Genomic DNA, 15,487 nt, shown 5'->3' with positions numbered 1-15,487 from the left:
GCTCCCTTTCAGCCGCCACGGGCCGGCGGTTCGGTGATGAAGGCCACCTTGGCGATGCCGGCGCGCTGGCACGCGTACAGGATCTTGCCGACGCCTTCGTACTGGGCCGTCAGGTCGCCGCGGATCTGGACTTCGGGCTGCGGACGCAGCGCGGAAACCTTCTTCAGATGCTCCACCAGCGCCCCGGTACTGGCGACCTTCGAATCCTGGATGAAAATGGCGTTGCTCTTGTCCACCGAGATGACCAGATTCTCGGGTTTGGACTCCCGGACCTCGACGGTTTCCTTCGGCAATTCGACCGCCACCGATGTGGTGGCGACCGGGATGGTGATGAGGAAGATGATCAACAGCACGAGCATCACGTCCACCAGCGGCGTGGTGTTGATCGCGGCGATCACGGCGTCGTCATCCCCCTCGGCGGGTGCTGCACTGATGGCCATGGCGTTCTGCTCCGGCGCTCAGGCCTTGCTGGCGGAAGCCAGGATGACCGAGTGCAGGTCGCTGCCAAAGGCGCGGACGTCGTCCAGCACACTCTTGTTGCGGCGAACCAGCCAGTTGTAGCCGAGCACCGCCGGCACCGCGACGGCCAGGCCGATGGCGGTCATGATCAGCGCCTCACCCACCGGCCCGGCTACCTTGTCGATGGACGCCTGGCCGGCTACGCCGATGGCGGTCAGCGCGTGGTAGATGCCCCACACCGTACCGAACAGGCCGACGAACGGGGCGGTGGAGCCGACCGTCGCCAGGAAGGCCAGGCCACCCTGCAGACGGCTCTGGATGCGTTCGATGGCGCGCTGGATGCTGAGCGTCACCCACTCGTTGAAGCCGACGTGCTGCAACAGGCCGTCGTGCTTTTTGGTCGCCTCGATACCGGCTTCGGCGATGAAACGGAAGGGGCTGGAGCCTTCCAGGTTCTCGGCGCCCTGCTGCACGGAACCGGCATTCCAGAAGCTGTCAGTGGTCTTCTTGGCCTGACGGCCGATCTTGGCCTGCTCCAGCAGCTTGACGACGATGATGTACCAGCTGCCGATACTCATGGACAGCAGGATCAGCAGCACGGTCTTGGTGATCGCGTCGCTACCCTTCCACAGGGCTTCGAGGCCGTAGGGGTTGTCGACGGACTCGGTGGCTGCCGGCTTGCCGGCGTGCAGGTCGGTGCCCACGGCAGCGGACGGCGCGGCAGCCGGTGCCGCGGATTCGGCCGGAGCCACTGCGGCGCTCGGCTGGGCCAGCACCGAGCCGGAGAAGGAGGCACCCGAAGCGGCGATCATGACCGAAGCGATGACGGCCGAAATGCGGGAACGTCCTTTGGTTATCTCAAAATTGAACATGCTAATTCTCCAAACTGATAAACAGGATCGGCAAGACAAGGCACCGAAATATCGAGGAAAGAGGCAAAAAGGCCGTCGGACGGAATAAGCTAATTCACAATCCGAATAAGGAATTGCCACAGGCAGAATCGAAAAACGCCCTCTCCGCTCATCTCGCACGCTCCATGCCAGAATTAAAAACACTTAAAAAACAAAACAATGCCAATCCAGAAAAGAAAACCGCCAATTCACTTGCTGATCGCTCAGCACACCTGCTGGTGCACAGCCAACAGTTGTGCTGACAAAGGCGCAGATATGTATTCCAGAAATTCTTTGTTACTAATGGGGGAACTCCATACCTACAATGAGCGCCAATAAAACCCCGGTCTTGACGAAAAATGAACCACGCCCCGCACATCATTACGTTCCCTGACCCGCGCTCGGTTTCCATGTCCATTCGTGCCAGCGCCGTCGTATTTGCCGACCCGCGTTCGCTGCAACTACTGTCCCTGATCGACCGGGTGGCGCCGAGCAACGCCAATATCCTGATCATCGGGGAAACGGGCACCGGCAAGGAGTTGGTGGCGCGCCAGGTTCATCTTTCCAGCCTGCGGGCCGGCCAGCCTTTCCTGGCCATCAATTGCGGGGCCTTTTCCGAAACCCTTTTCGAAAGCGAATTGTTCGGCTTCGAAAAGGGCGCATTCACCGGGGCCATGACCTCGAAGGCCGGCTGGTTCGAAGCGGCCAATGGCGGCACCCTGTTCCTCGACGAAATCGGCGACCTGCCGCTGCCGATGCAGGTCAAGCTGCTGCGCGTGCTGCAGGAAGGCGAAGTGGTGCGCATCGGCGCGCGCAAGCCGGTCAAGGTGGATGTGCGCCTGATCGCGGCAACCAATGTGGACCTGGAAAAAGCCGTTGCCGAAGGCCGTTTCCGGGAGGATCTGTATTACCGGCTGAAAGTCGTTTCCCTCGACCTGCCAATTCTGCGCGAGCGCCCCCGCGACATTCTTCCGCTGGCCCGCCATTTCATCCACAAATACGCCACGCGCCTCGACATTGCCGAACCGGGCATTTCCACGCAGGCGGAAAGGGCGCTGCTCGAATATCAGTGGCCGGGCAATATCCGCGAGCTGGAAAACGTCATCCACCGGGCGCTGCTGGTCTTCCATGGCCGGCAGATCGAGGCCGACGACCTGCATCTGCTCGGCCCGCAGATCGACCGCACGCCGCGCGATCAGCCGGCCACGCCGGCCGACCTGGAGGATTCGTTCACGCGCTACCTGAAGAATCTTTTCGAGGAAGGCAAGGAAGGCCTGTTCGACCATATCGTCGACCACACCATCAATACCGCCTACGAATGGGAACATCTCAACCAGGTCCGCACCGCGCGCCTGCTCGGCATATCCCGCAATGTGCTGCGCACCCACCTGAAGCGCATGCAACTGATCGACTGAAGCGATGGCCGGCAAATCCTACGTCGACGCCAATTACCGTTTCATTGCCGCCTATCAGGAAATAAATGCCCGTATCGCCCAGCGCCAGCAGGCGCTGGCGCTTTACGTAACGCTGGTCGTCAGCATGCTGGCAGCCCTCGTCGCCCTGAAGCCCGGCGTGATTGCCGGGCATGTGCCGGTCGAATGGCTGATCCTCGGTTTCCCGGTAGCGTCCACCTGCCTGGCCTTTCTCAATTTCAAGGCCGAGCGGGCCATTACCAATCTGCGCCGTTTCGTGTCGTCGCTGGAGCGGCTGGAACTCGAAAGCCATGGCCTGCCGAGCTACAACACCGATCCCCAATGGGCCGCCGGTGCCAACAAGGCGCGGCGCTTCCACGATTTCGCGGCCGCCGTGCTGGTGGCGGGCGGCAATGGCATCGGCCTGGCGGCAGGCCTCAGCATCTATCCGGAACGCCTCGGCGACAACATCCTGCTACTCGGCTCGGCGATCCTGATCAGCCTGCTGTCCCTGGCCGCCCTGCTGCTCAGCCCGAAATGGAGTTTCCGGCCGGACGAATAAGCCCGCGCCTGCTGGGCAGCCAACAGCCCCACAACAGCCATGCTGGCAAATCAACCCATTCCGGCCAGCCGGCCCGGTCACCGCCATTTCCTTCCACTGCGCAGGAATGCAGATGAAAACGCCGCCCATCATGGGATTTCAGGTGTTTGGCCGATCGAATCGAATGGGAAATAGTTTTTCTCGAAAAGAGAAAAAACAAAGGCACGAAACCTGCAATACCGCCAGCAAACGAATTGCCCTCCGGCCCTGCGAATTGCTCCGGTGCGATCGATTACGCACCGACATCCGATACCCGCCATGAAAAAGAAAGTCATCTGGACCTCGATCGCCGTCCTGCTCGCCGCCACGGCGGGCACGGCCACCTATTACCGTTCCGGTGAAGCCGCCGAAACCAAAAAGGCCGAAGCCGGCCCGCGCGGCGACGGCCCCCGTGGCGAAGGGCCGCGCGGCAAGGGCGGACGCAACCGGGATTTCGGCAATCGCCCGGTGCCGGTGCAGACCGCCGCCTCCCGCACCGGCGACATCGACGTGAATGTGAACGCCATCGGCACCGTCACCGCCTTCAACACCGTGACGATCAAGCCCCGCGTGGATGGCCAGTTGCAGAGGATCGCCTTCGGCGACGGCCAGCAGGTGAAGGCCGGCGACCTGCTGGCGGAGATCGACCCGCGCCCCTTCAAGGCCGCCCTCGACCAGGCCACCGGCCAGCTGCAGCGCGACGAAGCCCTGCTCGCCAACGCCCGCCTCGACCTGGAGCGCTACCGCGGCCTGCTCGCCAAGGACTCCATCGCCCGCCAGCAGGTGGATGCCCAGGAGGCCCAGGTGCGCCAACTGGAAGGCACCGTGCTGACCGACCGGGCGCTGGTGGATACCGCCCGCCTGAACCTCGGCTTCACCAAGGTCACCGCACCGGTGGCCGGCACCCTCGGCCTGCGCCAGGTGGACGCCGGCAACATGGTGCGCGCTGCCGACACCGGCGGCGTGGTCATCCTGACCCAGACCCAGCCGATCACCGTGCTGTTCTCCATCCCCGCCGCCAACCTGCCGGCCGTGCAGGATCAGCTCAGGAAGGGCAAGAGCCTCGCGGTGGAGGCCTGGGACCGGGACGGCCGCAGCAAGCTGGCTGGCGGCCGCCTGGTCAGCACCGACAACCTGATCGACACCAGCACCGGCACCGTCAAGCTGAAGGCCCAGTTCGACAACAAGGACAGCGCCCTCTTCCCCAACCAGTTCGTCAGCGCGCGCCTGCGCGTGGACACCCGCCACGACGCGGTGCTGGTGCCCTCGGCCGCCATCCTGAAAGGCACCCAGGGCAATTTCGTCTATGTGATCAACGAGCAGGAGAAGACCGCCAGCATGCGCCCGGTGGTCACCGGCCCCGCCACCGCCGACACGGTGGCCATCGAGTCCGGCCTGTCGGCCGGCGAGAAGATCGTCGTGGACGGCGTGGACCGCCTGCGCGACGGCGCCCCGGTGGAGCTGCCGTCTGCCGAAGCCCGCCAGGGCGGCGGACGCCACCGCGGCGAAGGAGCCCGGAGCGGCGGGGATCACGGCGGCGATGGCGAGCGTCGCGGCGAACGCAAGAAGCCGGCATGAACCCGTCGCGCACCTTCATCCTCCGCCCGGTCGCCACCTCGCTGCTGATGGTGGCGATCCTGCTGGTCGGCCTGATCGCCTACAAGATCCTGCCGGTGTCGGCCCTGCCCGAGGTGGAATACCCGACGATCCAGATCGTCACCCGCTATCCGGGCGCCAGCCCGGAGGTCACCACGTCGGTGATCACCGCCCCGCTGGAACGCCAGTTCGGCCAGATGCCGGGCCTCAAGCGCATGTCGTCCACCAGCGGCGAAGGCATCTCGGTCATCACGCTGCAGTTCGACCTGTCCCTGGCGATGGACGTGGCCGAGCAGCAGGTGCAGGCCTCCATCGCCAACGCGGACAACTTCCTGCCGCAGGACCTGCCGATGCCACCGGTGTACAGCAAGGTCAATCCGGCCGACGCGCCGATCCTGACCCTCGCCGTGAGCTCGTCGAGCCTGCCGCTGGCCAGGCTGGCCGACCTGGTGGATACCCGCGTGGCGATGAAGATCTCCCAGCTGCCCGGCATCGGCCTCGTCACCATCGGCGGCGGGCTGCGCCCGGCGGTGCGCGTGCAGGTCAATCCCCAGGCCCTGGCCTCGGCCGGCCTCAGCCTGGAGGACGTGCGCAGCGCCATCGCCAACGCCAACGTGAACATGGCCAAGGGCAGCTTCGACGGCCCGGTGCGCGCCACCACGCTGGACTCCAACGACCAGCTCAAGTCCGCCGACGACTACCGCAGCCTGACCATCGCCTGGAAGAACGGCGCACCGATCCGCCTGGCCGACGTGGCCGAGGCCGTCGAGGGCGCCGAGAACACCCGCCTGGCGGCATGGGCCGACCGCAGCCCGGCGGTGATCATCAACATCCAGCGCCAGCCCGGCGCCAACGTCATCGAGACTGCCGAGCGCGTGCGCGCGCTCTTGCCGCAGCTGGAGGCCGACCTGCCCACGTCGGTGGACCTGCGCCTGCTCACCGACCGCACCACGTCGATCCGCGCCTCGGTGCACGACGTGCAGTTCGAACTGGCCCTCGCCGTGGCGCTGGTGGTCGGCGTGATCTACCTGTTCCTGCGCAGCCTGCCGGCCACCGTGATCCCGGCCGTCGCCGTGCCCCTGTCGCTGGTCGGCACCTTCGCGGTGATGTACGTCGCCGGCTTCAGCATCAACAACCTGACCCTGATGGCGCTGACCATCGCCACCGGCTTCGTCGTGGACGACGCCATCGTGATGATCGAGAACATCAGCCGCCACGTGGAAGAAGGCGAGACACCGCTGGAAGCAGCGCTGAAGGGCGCCAGGCAGATCGGCTTCACGATCATTTCGCTGACCGTCTCACTGATCGCCGTGCTGATCCCGCTGATCTTCATGGCCGACGTGGTCGGGCGCCTGTTCCGCGAGTTCGCCATCACCCTGGCGGTGTCGATCCTGATCTCCGCGGTGGTGTCGCTGACCCTCACGCCGATGATGTCGGCGCGCCTGCTCAAGCCCGTCGGCCACCGCCACGACGACAACGGCGCTTTCTTCCAGGCGATCGTGGACCGCTACGCGCGCATGCTCACCTGGGTGCTCGACCGCCAGGGCCTGACGCTGCTGGTCGCCGTCGGCACCCTCACGCTGACGGTGCTGCTGTACGTGTTCATCCCCAAAGGCTTCTTCCCGGCCCAGGACACCGGGCTGATCCAGGCCATCTCCGACGCGCCGCAGGACATCTCCTTCAGCGCGATGGCCGAGCGCCAGCACGCGCTGGCGGACATCGTGCTCGAAGATCCGGCAGTGGAAAACCTGTCGTCCTTCATCGGCGTGGATGGCACCAACACCACGTTGAACAGCGGCCGCATGCTGATCAAGCTGAAGCCCAAGGACGAGCGCAGCGCCGACGTCGGCGAGGTGATCCGCCGCCTTCAGGAACGCCTGCAGGTGCGCCGCCTCGATACCAGGCTGTACATGCAGCCGGTGCAGGACCTCTCCATCGAGGACCGCCTGTCGCGCACCCAGTACCAGTTCAGCCTGGAAAGCACCAACGAGGCCCAGCTCGCCCAGTGGTCCGGGCGCCTGCTCGACAAGCTGCGTGGCCTGCCCGAGCTGGCCGACGTGGCCAGCGACCTGCAGGACCAGGGCACCCAGGCCTTCGTGGACATCGACCGGGACAGCGCCGGCCGCCTCGGCATCACCCCTGCGGCCATCGACAACGCGCTGTACAGCGCCTTCGGCCAGCGTCAGGTGTCCAACATCTTCACCCAGTCGGCCCTCTACCGGGTGGTGCTGGAGGTGGCGCCGGACTTCCAGCGCAGCCCGGCGGCCCTCGAACACATCTACGTGCCGGCCGCCAACGGGCGCACCGTGCCGCTGTCGTCGGTGGCGCGGATCAGCGAGCGCAAGACGGTGCTGGCGGTGAACCACGTCGGCCAGTTCCCGGCGGTGACCCTGTCCTTCAACCTGGCGCCGGGCGTGGCGCTGGGCGATGCGGTCAAGGCGATCCACGCCGCCGAGGTCGAGTTGGGCCTGCCGCGCAACATCCGCAGCAGCTTCCAGGGCGCCGCGCTGGCCTTCCAGGCCTCGCTGGACAACACCCTGCTGCTGATCCTCGCCGCGGTGGTGACGATGTACATCGTGCTCGGCGTGCTCTACGAGAGCTACATCCACCCGGTCACCATCCTGTCCACGCTGCCGTCGGCCGGCGTCGGCGCGCTACTGGCCCTGCTGGTGTCCGGCCACGAGCTGGGGATGATCGGCATCATCGGGATCATCCTGTTGATCGGCATCGTCAAGAAGAACGCCATCATGATGATCGACTTCGCGCTGGAGGCCGAGCGGGAGCGCGGCCTGGCGCCCCGCGAGGCAATCTACGAGGCCTGCCTGCTGCGCTTCCGGCCGATCCTGATGACCACCCTCGCCGCCCTGCTCGGTGCGCTGCCGCTGATGCTCGGCAACGGCGTCGGTTCCGAGCTGCGCCAGCCGCTGGGCATCACGATGGTCGGCGGCCTGCTGGTCAGCCAGGTGCTGACGATCTTCACCACGCCGGTGATCTACCTGGCCTTCGACCGCCTGGCACGGCGCGTCAGGGGCGCCGGTGAGCCGGCCGCGGCGGACCGTCCGGCATGAGCGTCGCGTCGATCTTCATCCGGCGCCCGGTCGCCACCTCCCTGCTCGGGCTGGCCATCGCGCTGGTCGGGCTGGTGGCCTACAAGCTGCTGCCGGTGGCCGCCCTGCCGCAGGTGGATTACCCGACCATCTCGGTGTCGGCCAGCCTGCCCGGTGCCAGCCCGGAGACCATGGCCGCCACCGTGGCGACGCCGCTGGAGCGGGCCTTCGGCACCATCGCCGGGGTCACCGAGCTGACCTCCACCAGCACCCTCGGCAGCACCCGCATCACCGTCCAGATGGACCTGGACCAGGACGTGGAGAGCGCCGCCAAGAGCGTGCAGGCCGCCATCAACGCGACCCGTCCGCAGCTGCCCAGCGGCATGGCCGGCAACCCCAGCTACCGCAAGATCAACCCGGCCGATGCGCCGGTGCTGATCCTGTCGATGACCTCCGACACCGTCTCGCGGGCGGCGATGTACGACTTCGCCTCCACCGTGCTGGCCCAGCGCCTGTCCCAAGTGAAGGGTGTCGGCCAGGTCAACCTGGGCGGCGGCTCCCTGCCGGCGGTGCGCGTGGAGGTCGATCCGGCCACCCTCGCCGCAGCCGGCATCGGCGTGGAGAACGTGCGCCAGGCCATCGACAACGCCAACGTCAATCGCCCCAAGGGCAGCCTGGAGAGCAGCCAGCGCCACTGGCAGCTGGGCGCCAGCGACCAGGCCGGCAAGGCCGCCGACTACATCCCGACCATCGTGTCGTGGAAGAACGGCGCCGCGGTGCGCCTGCAGGACGTGGCCCACGTCAGCGACGGCGAGCAGGACACCCGCAACGCCGGCATCGCCGACGGCAAGCCGGCGGTGATCCTGCTCATCAACCGCCAGCCGGACGCCAACGTGATCGAAACCGTCGAGCGGGCGATGGACGTGCTGCCGATGCTGCGCGAGGAGCTGCCGCCCGGCGTGAAGCTCGACGTGGTGGCCGACCGCACCGTCACCATCCGCGCCTCCCTGCGCGAGGTGCAGCACACGCTGCTGCTGTCGGTGGCGCTGGTGATCATGGTGGTCTTCCTGTTCCTGCGCAACGTGCGCGCGGCGATCATCCCCAGCGTGGCGGTACCGGTGTCCCTGCTCGGCACCTTCGCGGTGATGTACTTGGCCGGCTTTTCGCTCAACAACATCTCGCTGATGGCGCTGGTGATCGTCACCGGCTTCGTCGTCGATGACGCGGTGGTGGTGCTGGAGAACGTCAGCCGCCACATCGAGGCCGGCATGAAACCCTTCGACGCGGCCCTCAAGGGCGCCCGCGAGGTGGGCTTCACGGTGCTGTCCATGAGCCTGTCGCTGATCGCCGTGTTCCTGCCGATCCTGCTGATGGGCGGCATCGTCGGGCGCTTCTTCCGCGAGTTCGCAGTCACCCTATCGGCGGCCATCCTGGTGTCGCTGGTGGTGTCCCTGACCCTCACGCCGATGATGTGCGCACGCCTGCTGCGCGCCCATCCCAAGCCTGCGCCCGACGCCCGCCCCGGCAGCCGCCTGATGGACAGCGTGCTGCGCGGCTACGGGCGCAGCCTGCGGGTGGTTCTCGACCACCCGTGGCTGACCCTCGGCGTGCTCGTCGGCACCGTGGCCTTCAACGTGTATCTGTACGGCGTGGTGCCGAAGGGCTTCTTCCCGCAGCAGGACACCGGCCGCATCATGGGCTTCATCGACGCGGACCAGCGCACCTCCTTCCAGTCCATGCGCGGCAAGCTGGAGCATTTCGCCGACATCGTCGGGCGCGATCCGGCGGTCGCCAATGTGGTCGGCTACGCCGGCGGCAGCGGCGGCCCGCGCGGTGGCGGCGGCATGATGTTCCTCACCCTCAAACCACTGGCCGAACGCAAGGCCAGCGCCGACGAGGTGATCGCCCGCCTGCGCGGCAAGCTCTCCCACGTGCCCGGCGCCAACCTGTTCCTTGTCGCCGCTCAGGACATCCGGATGGGCGGGCGGATGTCCAACGCCCAGTACGAATTCACGCTGCAGGCCGACTCCCTGCAGGAGCTGAAGACCTGGGAGCCGCGCATCCGCGACGCGATGCGCAAGCTGCCGCAGCTGGAAGACGTCAATTCCGACCGCCAGGACAAGGGCGAACAGACCTTCCTGAGTATCGACCGCGACGCCCTGGCCCGCCTCGGCCTCAACCAGCGCCTGGTGAACGCGACCCTCAACGACCTGTTCGGCCAGCGCCTGGTGTCCACCATCTACGGCCCGCTCAACCAGTACCGGGTGGTGCTGGAGGCACCGCCGGCCTACCTGCAGGGGCCCGAGGTACTCAACGACCTGTTCTTCGTCAATCCGAACGGCGACCGCGTGCCGCTGGCCGCCTTCGCCCGCTGGGAGGCCGGCCCGGCGCCGCTGGCGGTCAACCACCAGGGCGCCAGCGTGGCGACGACGATCTCCTTCAACCTGCCCCTCGGCACATCGCTGTCCGAAGCCACCGACGCGGTGCGCCAGGAGATGGCCCGCATCGGCGTGCCGACCTCGGTGCATGGCAGCTTCCAGGGCAACGCCAAGGCCTTCCAGGCTTCGCTGCAGAGCCAGCCGCTGCTGATCCTGGCGGCCATCGTGGCGGTGTACCTGATCCTCGGCATCCTCTACGAGAGCCTGATCCACCCGCTCACCATCCTGTCCACGCTGCCGTCGGCCGGCGTCGGGGCGATCCTGGCGCTACTGCTGTTCAAGACCGAGTTCGGCATCATCGCGCTGATCGGCGTGATCCTGCTGATCGGCATCGTCAAGAAGAACGCCATCATGATGGTGGACTTCGCCATCGACGCCGAGCGCAGCCGCGGCCTGGCGCCGCGGGAGGCGATCTTCGAGGCCTGCCAGCTACGCTTCCGGCCGATCATGATGACCACCCTGGCCGCCCTGTTCGGCGCGCTGCCACTGGCCTTCGGCGTCGGCGATGGCGCCGAGATGCGCCAGCCGCTGGGCATCACCATCGTCGGCGGGCTGATTCTCAGCCAGTTGCTGACCCTGTACACCACCCCCGTCGTATTCCTGCAGCTCGACCGCCTGCGCCGCGCCGCCGGCCGCTGGCGCTCGGCTCGTCCGGCCGCTATCCGGCCCTGAGCCTCCTGAGCCCCAATTCCCTGCCATGCCTTTCTCCATGAAGCACAGCCTCCTCGTCTCCCTCAACCTGCTCGCCCTCGCCGGCTGCGCCGTCGGCCCCGACCACCACCGCCCCGAGGCCGCCGTGCCGGCCCAGTTCCGCGAAGCCGCCGGCTGGAAACTGGCCGACCCGGGCAGCGGCCCGCAGGCCAGCGAATGGTGGAAGCGCTTCGGCGACGCCCAGCTCGACGCGCTGGTGGATGAAGCCGGCCGCGCCAACCAGAACATCCGCATTGCCGAGGCGCGCTACCGCCAGGCCACCGCCCTGCTGGGCGCGGCCCAGGCCCAGTACTTTCCCACCCTCAACAGCGGTCTGGGCGTGACCCGCAGCCAGGGCGCCAGCGCAAGCAGTACCGGCACCGTCAGCACACCGGCCCGCAATACCAGCCGGCTGTCCCTCACCGCCAGCTGGGAGGCCGACCTGTGGGGCCGCATCGCGCGGCTCAACGAGGCTGGTGCCGCCAGTGCTGCGGCGGCAGCGGCCGATCTGGCCGGCGCCCAGCTGAGCGCCCAGGCCGCCATCGTGCAGGCCTACCTGCAGCTGCGCATCAACGACGCCCAGCACGCACTGCTGGTGCGCACCGTCGATGCCTACAAGCGCTCGGCGGAGATCACCCGCAACCGCTTCGACGCCGGCGTCGCCGCCCGCGCCGACGTGACCCAGGCCCAGGCCCAGCTGAAGACCGCCGAGGCGCAGCTGATCGACCTGGACGTGCAGCGCCGGCAGCTCGAACACGCCATCGCCGTCCTCGCCGGCCGGGCGCCGGGCGAGCTGGTGCTGGCCCCGGCCAGCGCCACGCCGACGCTGCCCGCCGTACCGGGCGTGCTGCCGTCCGCACTGCTCGAACGGCGCCCGGACATCGCCGCCGCCGAACGGCGCGTCGCCGCCGCCAACGCGCAGATCGGTGTCGCCCAGGCAGCCTTCTTCCCAACCCTGACCCTCGGCGCCAGCGGCGGCATGCAGAGCAGCGCGCTGGAACGGGTGTTCTCGCTGCCCAACCATTTCTGGTCCCTCGGCCCCAACCTGGCGCTGACCCTGTTCGATGCCGGCGCCCGCGACGCGAAGAAGGCCCAGGCCGTCGCCGCGTGGGACGAAACCGTCGCCAATTACCGCCTGACCGTGCAGACCGCCTTTCAGGAGGTGGAAGACAACCTGGCCGCGCTGCAGACCCTCGAAGCCGAAGCCGGTGCCCAGGCCGAAGCCCTCGCCGCCGCCCGCGAAGCCCTCGATCTCGTCAACAACCAGTACCTGGCCGGCACCGTCAGCTACCTCAACGTGACCAGCGCCCAGACCGTGGCCCTCAACGCCGAACAGTCCCTGCTATCCACCCAGGTCCGCCGCCTGACCGGCAGCGTGGCCCTCTTCAAGGCGGTCGGCGGAGGCGCGCTGTGATTACGCCGTCACCCTGTATCCCGGGCGCCGGCCCGACTTGAAAAACCGGATTCCTTCCCCACATCCAGGAGCAAACATGAACCGACAACGCATCTGGGACCTTCCCATCCGTCTCTTCCACTGGTCGCTGGTGGCCAGCGTCGCCTTCGCCTACGTGTCCGGCAAGATCGGCGGCAACCTCATCGAATGGCACGGTCGTGCCGGCTACCTGATCGTCGGCCTGGTGATCTTCCGCATCGTGTGGGGCTTCGTCGGCTCCGCCACGGCACGCTTCGCCAGCTTCGTCCGCGGCCCCGGCGCGATCCGTGCCTACCTGCGCGGCGAATGGCGCGGCATCGGCCACAACCCGATCGGCGCGCTATCGGTGCTCGGCCTGCTGGCCCTGGTCGGCGCCCAGGCGGCCACCGGCCTGTTCACCAACGACGACATCGCCTTCCAGGGCCCCTTGGCCGATCTGGTCGGCAAGGACGCCTCCGACAGCTTCCATTCCTGGCACGCCTGGCTGCAGAACGGCCTCTTGGCGCTGATCGTGCTGCATGTGGGCGCCATCGCCTTCTACCTGCGGGTCAAGGGCGAGAACCTCGTCAAGCCGATGATCACCGGCTGGCAGGAGGTCGATGCGCACACCCCGGTCCCCAGCGCCCACGCCAAGCGCGGCGGTGGTCTGGTAGCCTTCATCCTGTCGCTGCTGATCGCCGGTGGCGCCACCTACGCGGTAGCCGGCGGCCTTCTGCCGACGCCCGAACCGGCTCCGGCCCAACCTGCTGCCACCTCAACCACTCCCGCCTGGTAATCGCCCCATGAAAAAGCGCCTGATCGGAACCCTGCTGGCCCTGGCCTTCTGCGGCACGGCACTCGCCGATGCCCCTCAGCCGAGCCTCGCACCAACCTCCGAGCAGGCGCAGGCGGCCTACCTCAGCTCGATGTTCCTGAGCCGCTACCACTACGCGGCCAAGCCCCTCGACGATGTGTTGTCGGAGAAAATCTTCGACGCCTACCTGAAGTCCCTCGACCCGGAGCGCGTGTTCTTCACCCAGGCCGACATCGACGGCTTCGCCGAACTGCGCACCCAGCTCGACGACGCGATCCTGCAGGGCGACCTGGAAGGCCCCTTCGCGATCTTCCGCCGCTACCAGGAGCGCTCCGCAGAGCGCCTCGCCTACGCCCGCAAGCAACTGGCCGAGGGCTTCGATTTCAGCGTCGATGAGAGTTATCCGCTCGACCGCAGCAAGGCACCGTGGCCGAAAGACGACGCCGAGGCCCAGGACCTGTGGCGCAAGCGCGTCAAGAATGACTGGCTGCGCCTGCGCCTCGCCGGCAAGGACGACAAGGCGATCCGCGAGACCCTCGAGAAACGCTACGACAGCTTCATCGCCCGCGGCACCAAGAACAAGAGCGACGACGTCTTCCAGATCTTCATGAACGCCTATGCGGGCGCCATCGAGCCGCACACCAGCTACCTGGGGCGCGGCTCGGCGGACTCCTTCGACATTTCCATGCGCCTGTCCCTGGTAGGCATCGGCGCCGTGCTGCAGGAGCGCGACGACTACATCACGATCCGCGAGCTCACCCCCGGCGGCCCGGCAGCCCGCTCCGGCAAGCTGGCTGTCGGCGACCGCATCGTCGGCGTGGCTCAGGGCGAAGGCGCGCCGATGGCTGACCTGGTCGGCGCCCGCGTGGACGAGGCGGTCAAGCTGATCCGCGGCAACAAGGACACCCGCGTGGTTCTCGACATCCTGCCCGCCAACAGCGGCCCCGATGGCCGCCACAAGACCATCGTGCTGGTCCGGGACAAGATCAAGCTGGAAGAGCAGGCCGCCAAGAAATCCATTTCGCGCGTTGAGCTCAACGGCAAGAACCTGCGTGTCGGCGTCATCACCCTGCCGGCTTTCTATGAAGACTTCGAGGGCCGCCGCCGCGGCGACAAGGACTACCGCAGCGCCAGCCGCGACGTGGCCCGCCTGATCGGCGAGCTGAAGAAGGAGCGCGTGGACGGCCTGATCCTCGACCTGCGCGACAACGGCGGCGGCTCCCTGCGCGAGGCCGTCGAGCTGACCGGCCTGTTCATCGACAAGGGCCCAGTCGTCCAACAGCGCAACTCGGAAGGCCAGATCGAGGTAGAGAGCGACGAGCGCGCCGGCGCCGCATGGGATGGCCCGCTGGCGGTGATGATCAACCGCGGCTCGGCCTCGGCATCGGAGATCCTCGCCGCCGCGCTGCAGGACTACGGCCGCGCACTGATGATCGGCGAGCCGAGTTTTGGCAAGGGCACGGTGCAGACCCTCATCGACCTGGACGAAGTCGCCAAGAGCAAGAAGCCCCAGTTGGGCGAGCTGAAGATGACCATCGCCCAGTTCTTCCGCATCAACGGCGGCACCACCCAGCTCAACGGCGTGACGCCCGACATCCGCTTCCCGTCGGCCTTCGAAGCCAAGGAGTTCGGCGAGACGGGCTTCGACAATGCGCTGCCGGCGATCCAGATCCCGCCCGCCAGCTACAAACCGGCCTCGGACCTGCAGGCCATCCTGCCCGAACTGCAGCAACGCCACGACACCCGCGCCAGCAAGGACAAGGAACTTCGCGAGCTGGCCGAGGACGTGGCCGAAGCCCTCAAGCTGCGCGACAAGCAGGAGCTGTCCCTGCAGGAAAGCGAGCGCAAGCGCGAGAAGGAAACCCGCGAGGCGCGCCTGCGCCAGCGCGCCGGCGCCGAAGCCGCCGCCCACCTGGGCGACGACGGCCTGCAGGGAGACGAGCGCAGCCTGCGCGCCGAACTCGACTCCGAAAAAGCCCTCAAGGGCCGCAAGGACGTGCTGCTGCAGGAAGCCACCCGCATCGTCGGCGACGAGATCGAACTGCTCGCCCCTCGCCGGCGTGTCGCCCAGGGCAGCGAAGCGCCCGTGCGACGCTGACGCGTCGAGCAAGAAGAGGAAGGTCTCTGCGGCAACGATCACGCGGAGACCT

General features: G+C 67.3%; 11 protein-coding genes. 9 read left to right on the top strand and 2 right to left on the bottom strand.

The genetic code is table 11. The features are described 5' to 3' along the window. Positions 1–8 precede the first annotated feature (8 nt). Together AC1PQG_RS06800 and AC1PQG_RS06795 are read right to left on the bottom strand one after the other, a co-directional pair. Positions 9–440 (bottom strand): ExbD/TolR family protein, encoded by a 432-nt coding sequence (locus AC1PQG_RS06800; RefSeq protein WP_481121855.1) that lies wholly within the window; start codon positions 438–440, stop codon positions 9–11. An 18-nt stretch (positions 441–458) separates the two neighbouring features. After that, entirely contained in the window at positions 459–1,331 is an 873-nt protein-coding gene (locus AC1PQG_RS06795; protein WP_481121854.1) for a MotA/TolQ/ExbB proton channel family protein, read from the bottom strand. Between the two features lie 113 nt (positions 1,332–1,444). Here AC1PQG_RS06795 and AC1PQG_RS06790 point away from each other — a divergent pair, with 113 nt between their 5' ends. The 9 genes from AC1PQG_RS06790 to AC1PQG_RS06750 all read left to right on the top strand — a co-directional run bounded on the left by AC1PQG_RS06790 (position 1,445) and on the right by AC1PQG_RS06750 (position 15,435). Continuing rightward, the gene (locus tag AC1PQG_RS06790; protein WP_481121853.1) at positions 1,445–1,612 is read left to right on the top strand and encodes a hypothetical protein; all 168 of its coding nucleotides are present in this window, start codon (positions 1,445–1,447) and stop codon (positions 1,610–1,612) included. A 147-nt stretch (positions 1,613–1,759) separates the two neighbouring features. After that, the gene (locus AC1PQG_RS06785; RefSeq protein ID WP_481121852.1) at positions 1,760–2,764 is read left to right on the top strand and encodes a sigma-54 interaction domain-containing protein; all 1,005 of its coding nucleotides are present in this window, start codon (positions 1,760–1,762) and stop codon (positions 2,762–2,764) included. Between the two features lie 4 nt (positions 2,765–2,768). After that, positions 2,769–3,323 carry a hypothetical protein gene (locus AC1PQG_RS06780; RefSeq protein WP_481121851.1) on the top strand — a complete coding sequence of 185 codons (555 nt, stop codon included), beginning with the start codon at positions 2,769–2,771 and terminating at the stop codon, positions 3,321–3,323. Positions 3,324–3,620: 297 nt separating this feature from the next. Further along, on the top strand, positions 3,621–4,919 hold the full coding sequence (locus tag AC1PQG_RS06775; protein ID WP_481121850.1) for an MdtA/MuxA family multidrug efflux RND transporter periplasmic adaptor subunit: 1,299 nt from the start codon (positions 3,621–3,623) through the stop codon (positions 4,917–4,919). Next, on the top strand, positions 4,916–8,005 hold the full coding sequence (locus AC1PQG_RS06770) for an MdtB/MuxB family multidrug efflux RND transporter permease subunit (protein ID WP_481121849.1): 3,090 nt from the start codon (positions 4,916–4,918) through the stop codon (positions 8,003–8,005). Before AC1PQG_RS06775 ends, AC1PQG_RS06770 begins: the two co-directional genes overlap by 4 nt. Beyond that, entirely contained in the window at positions 8,002–11,094 is a 3,093-nt protein-coding gene (locus tag AC1PQG_RS06765; protein ID WP_481121848.1) for a multidrug efflux RND transporter permease subunit, read from the top strand. The genes AC1PQG_RS06770 and AC1PQG_RS06765 overlap by 4 nt, the downstream gene beginning before the upstream one ends. A 37-nt stretch (positions 11,095–11,131) precedes the next feature. Then, the gene (locus tag AC1PQG_RS06760) at positions 11,132–12,526 is read left to right on the top strand and encodes an efflux transporter outer membrane subunit (RefSeq protein ID WP_481121847.1); all 1,395 of its coding nucleotides are present in this window, start codon (positions 11,132–11,134) and stop codon (positions 12,524–12,526) included. Positions 12,527–12,602: 76 nt separating this feature from the next. Further along, a complete protein-coding gene (locus AC1PQG_RS06755; protein ID WP_481121846.1) occupies positions 12,603–13,319 on the top strand; it encodes a cytochrome b/b6 domain-containing protein in 717 nt (238 codons plus the stop codon). Positions 13,320–13,326: 7 nt separating this feature from the next. Further along, positions 13,327–15,435, top strand: coding sequence for a carboxy terminal-processing peptidase (locus tag AC1PQG_RS06750; RefSeq protein WP_481121845.1), 2,109 nt, complete (start codon positions 13,327–13,329; stop codon positions 15,433–15,435). Positions 15,436–15,487 lie beyond the last annotated feature (52 nt).

This window comes from Zoogloea sp. GDB6 (assembly GCF_056724105.1).
The sequence above is the reverse complement of the archived record's forward strand: the minus strand, read 5'-3'. Positions and strand labels throughout refer to the sequence as shown.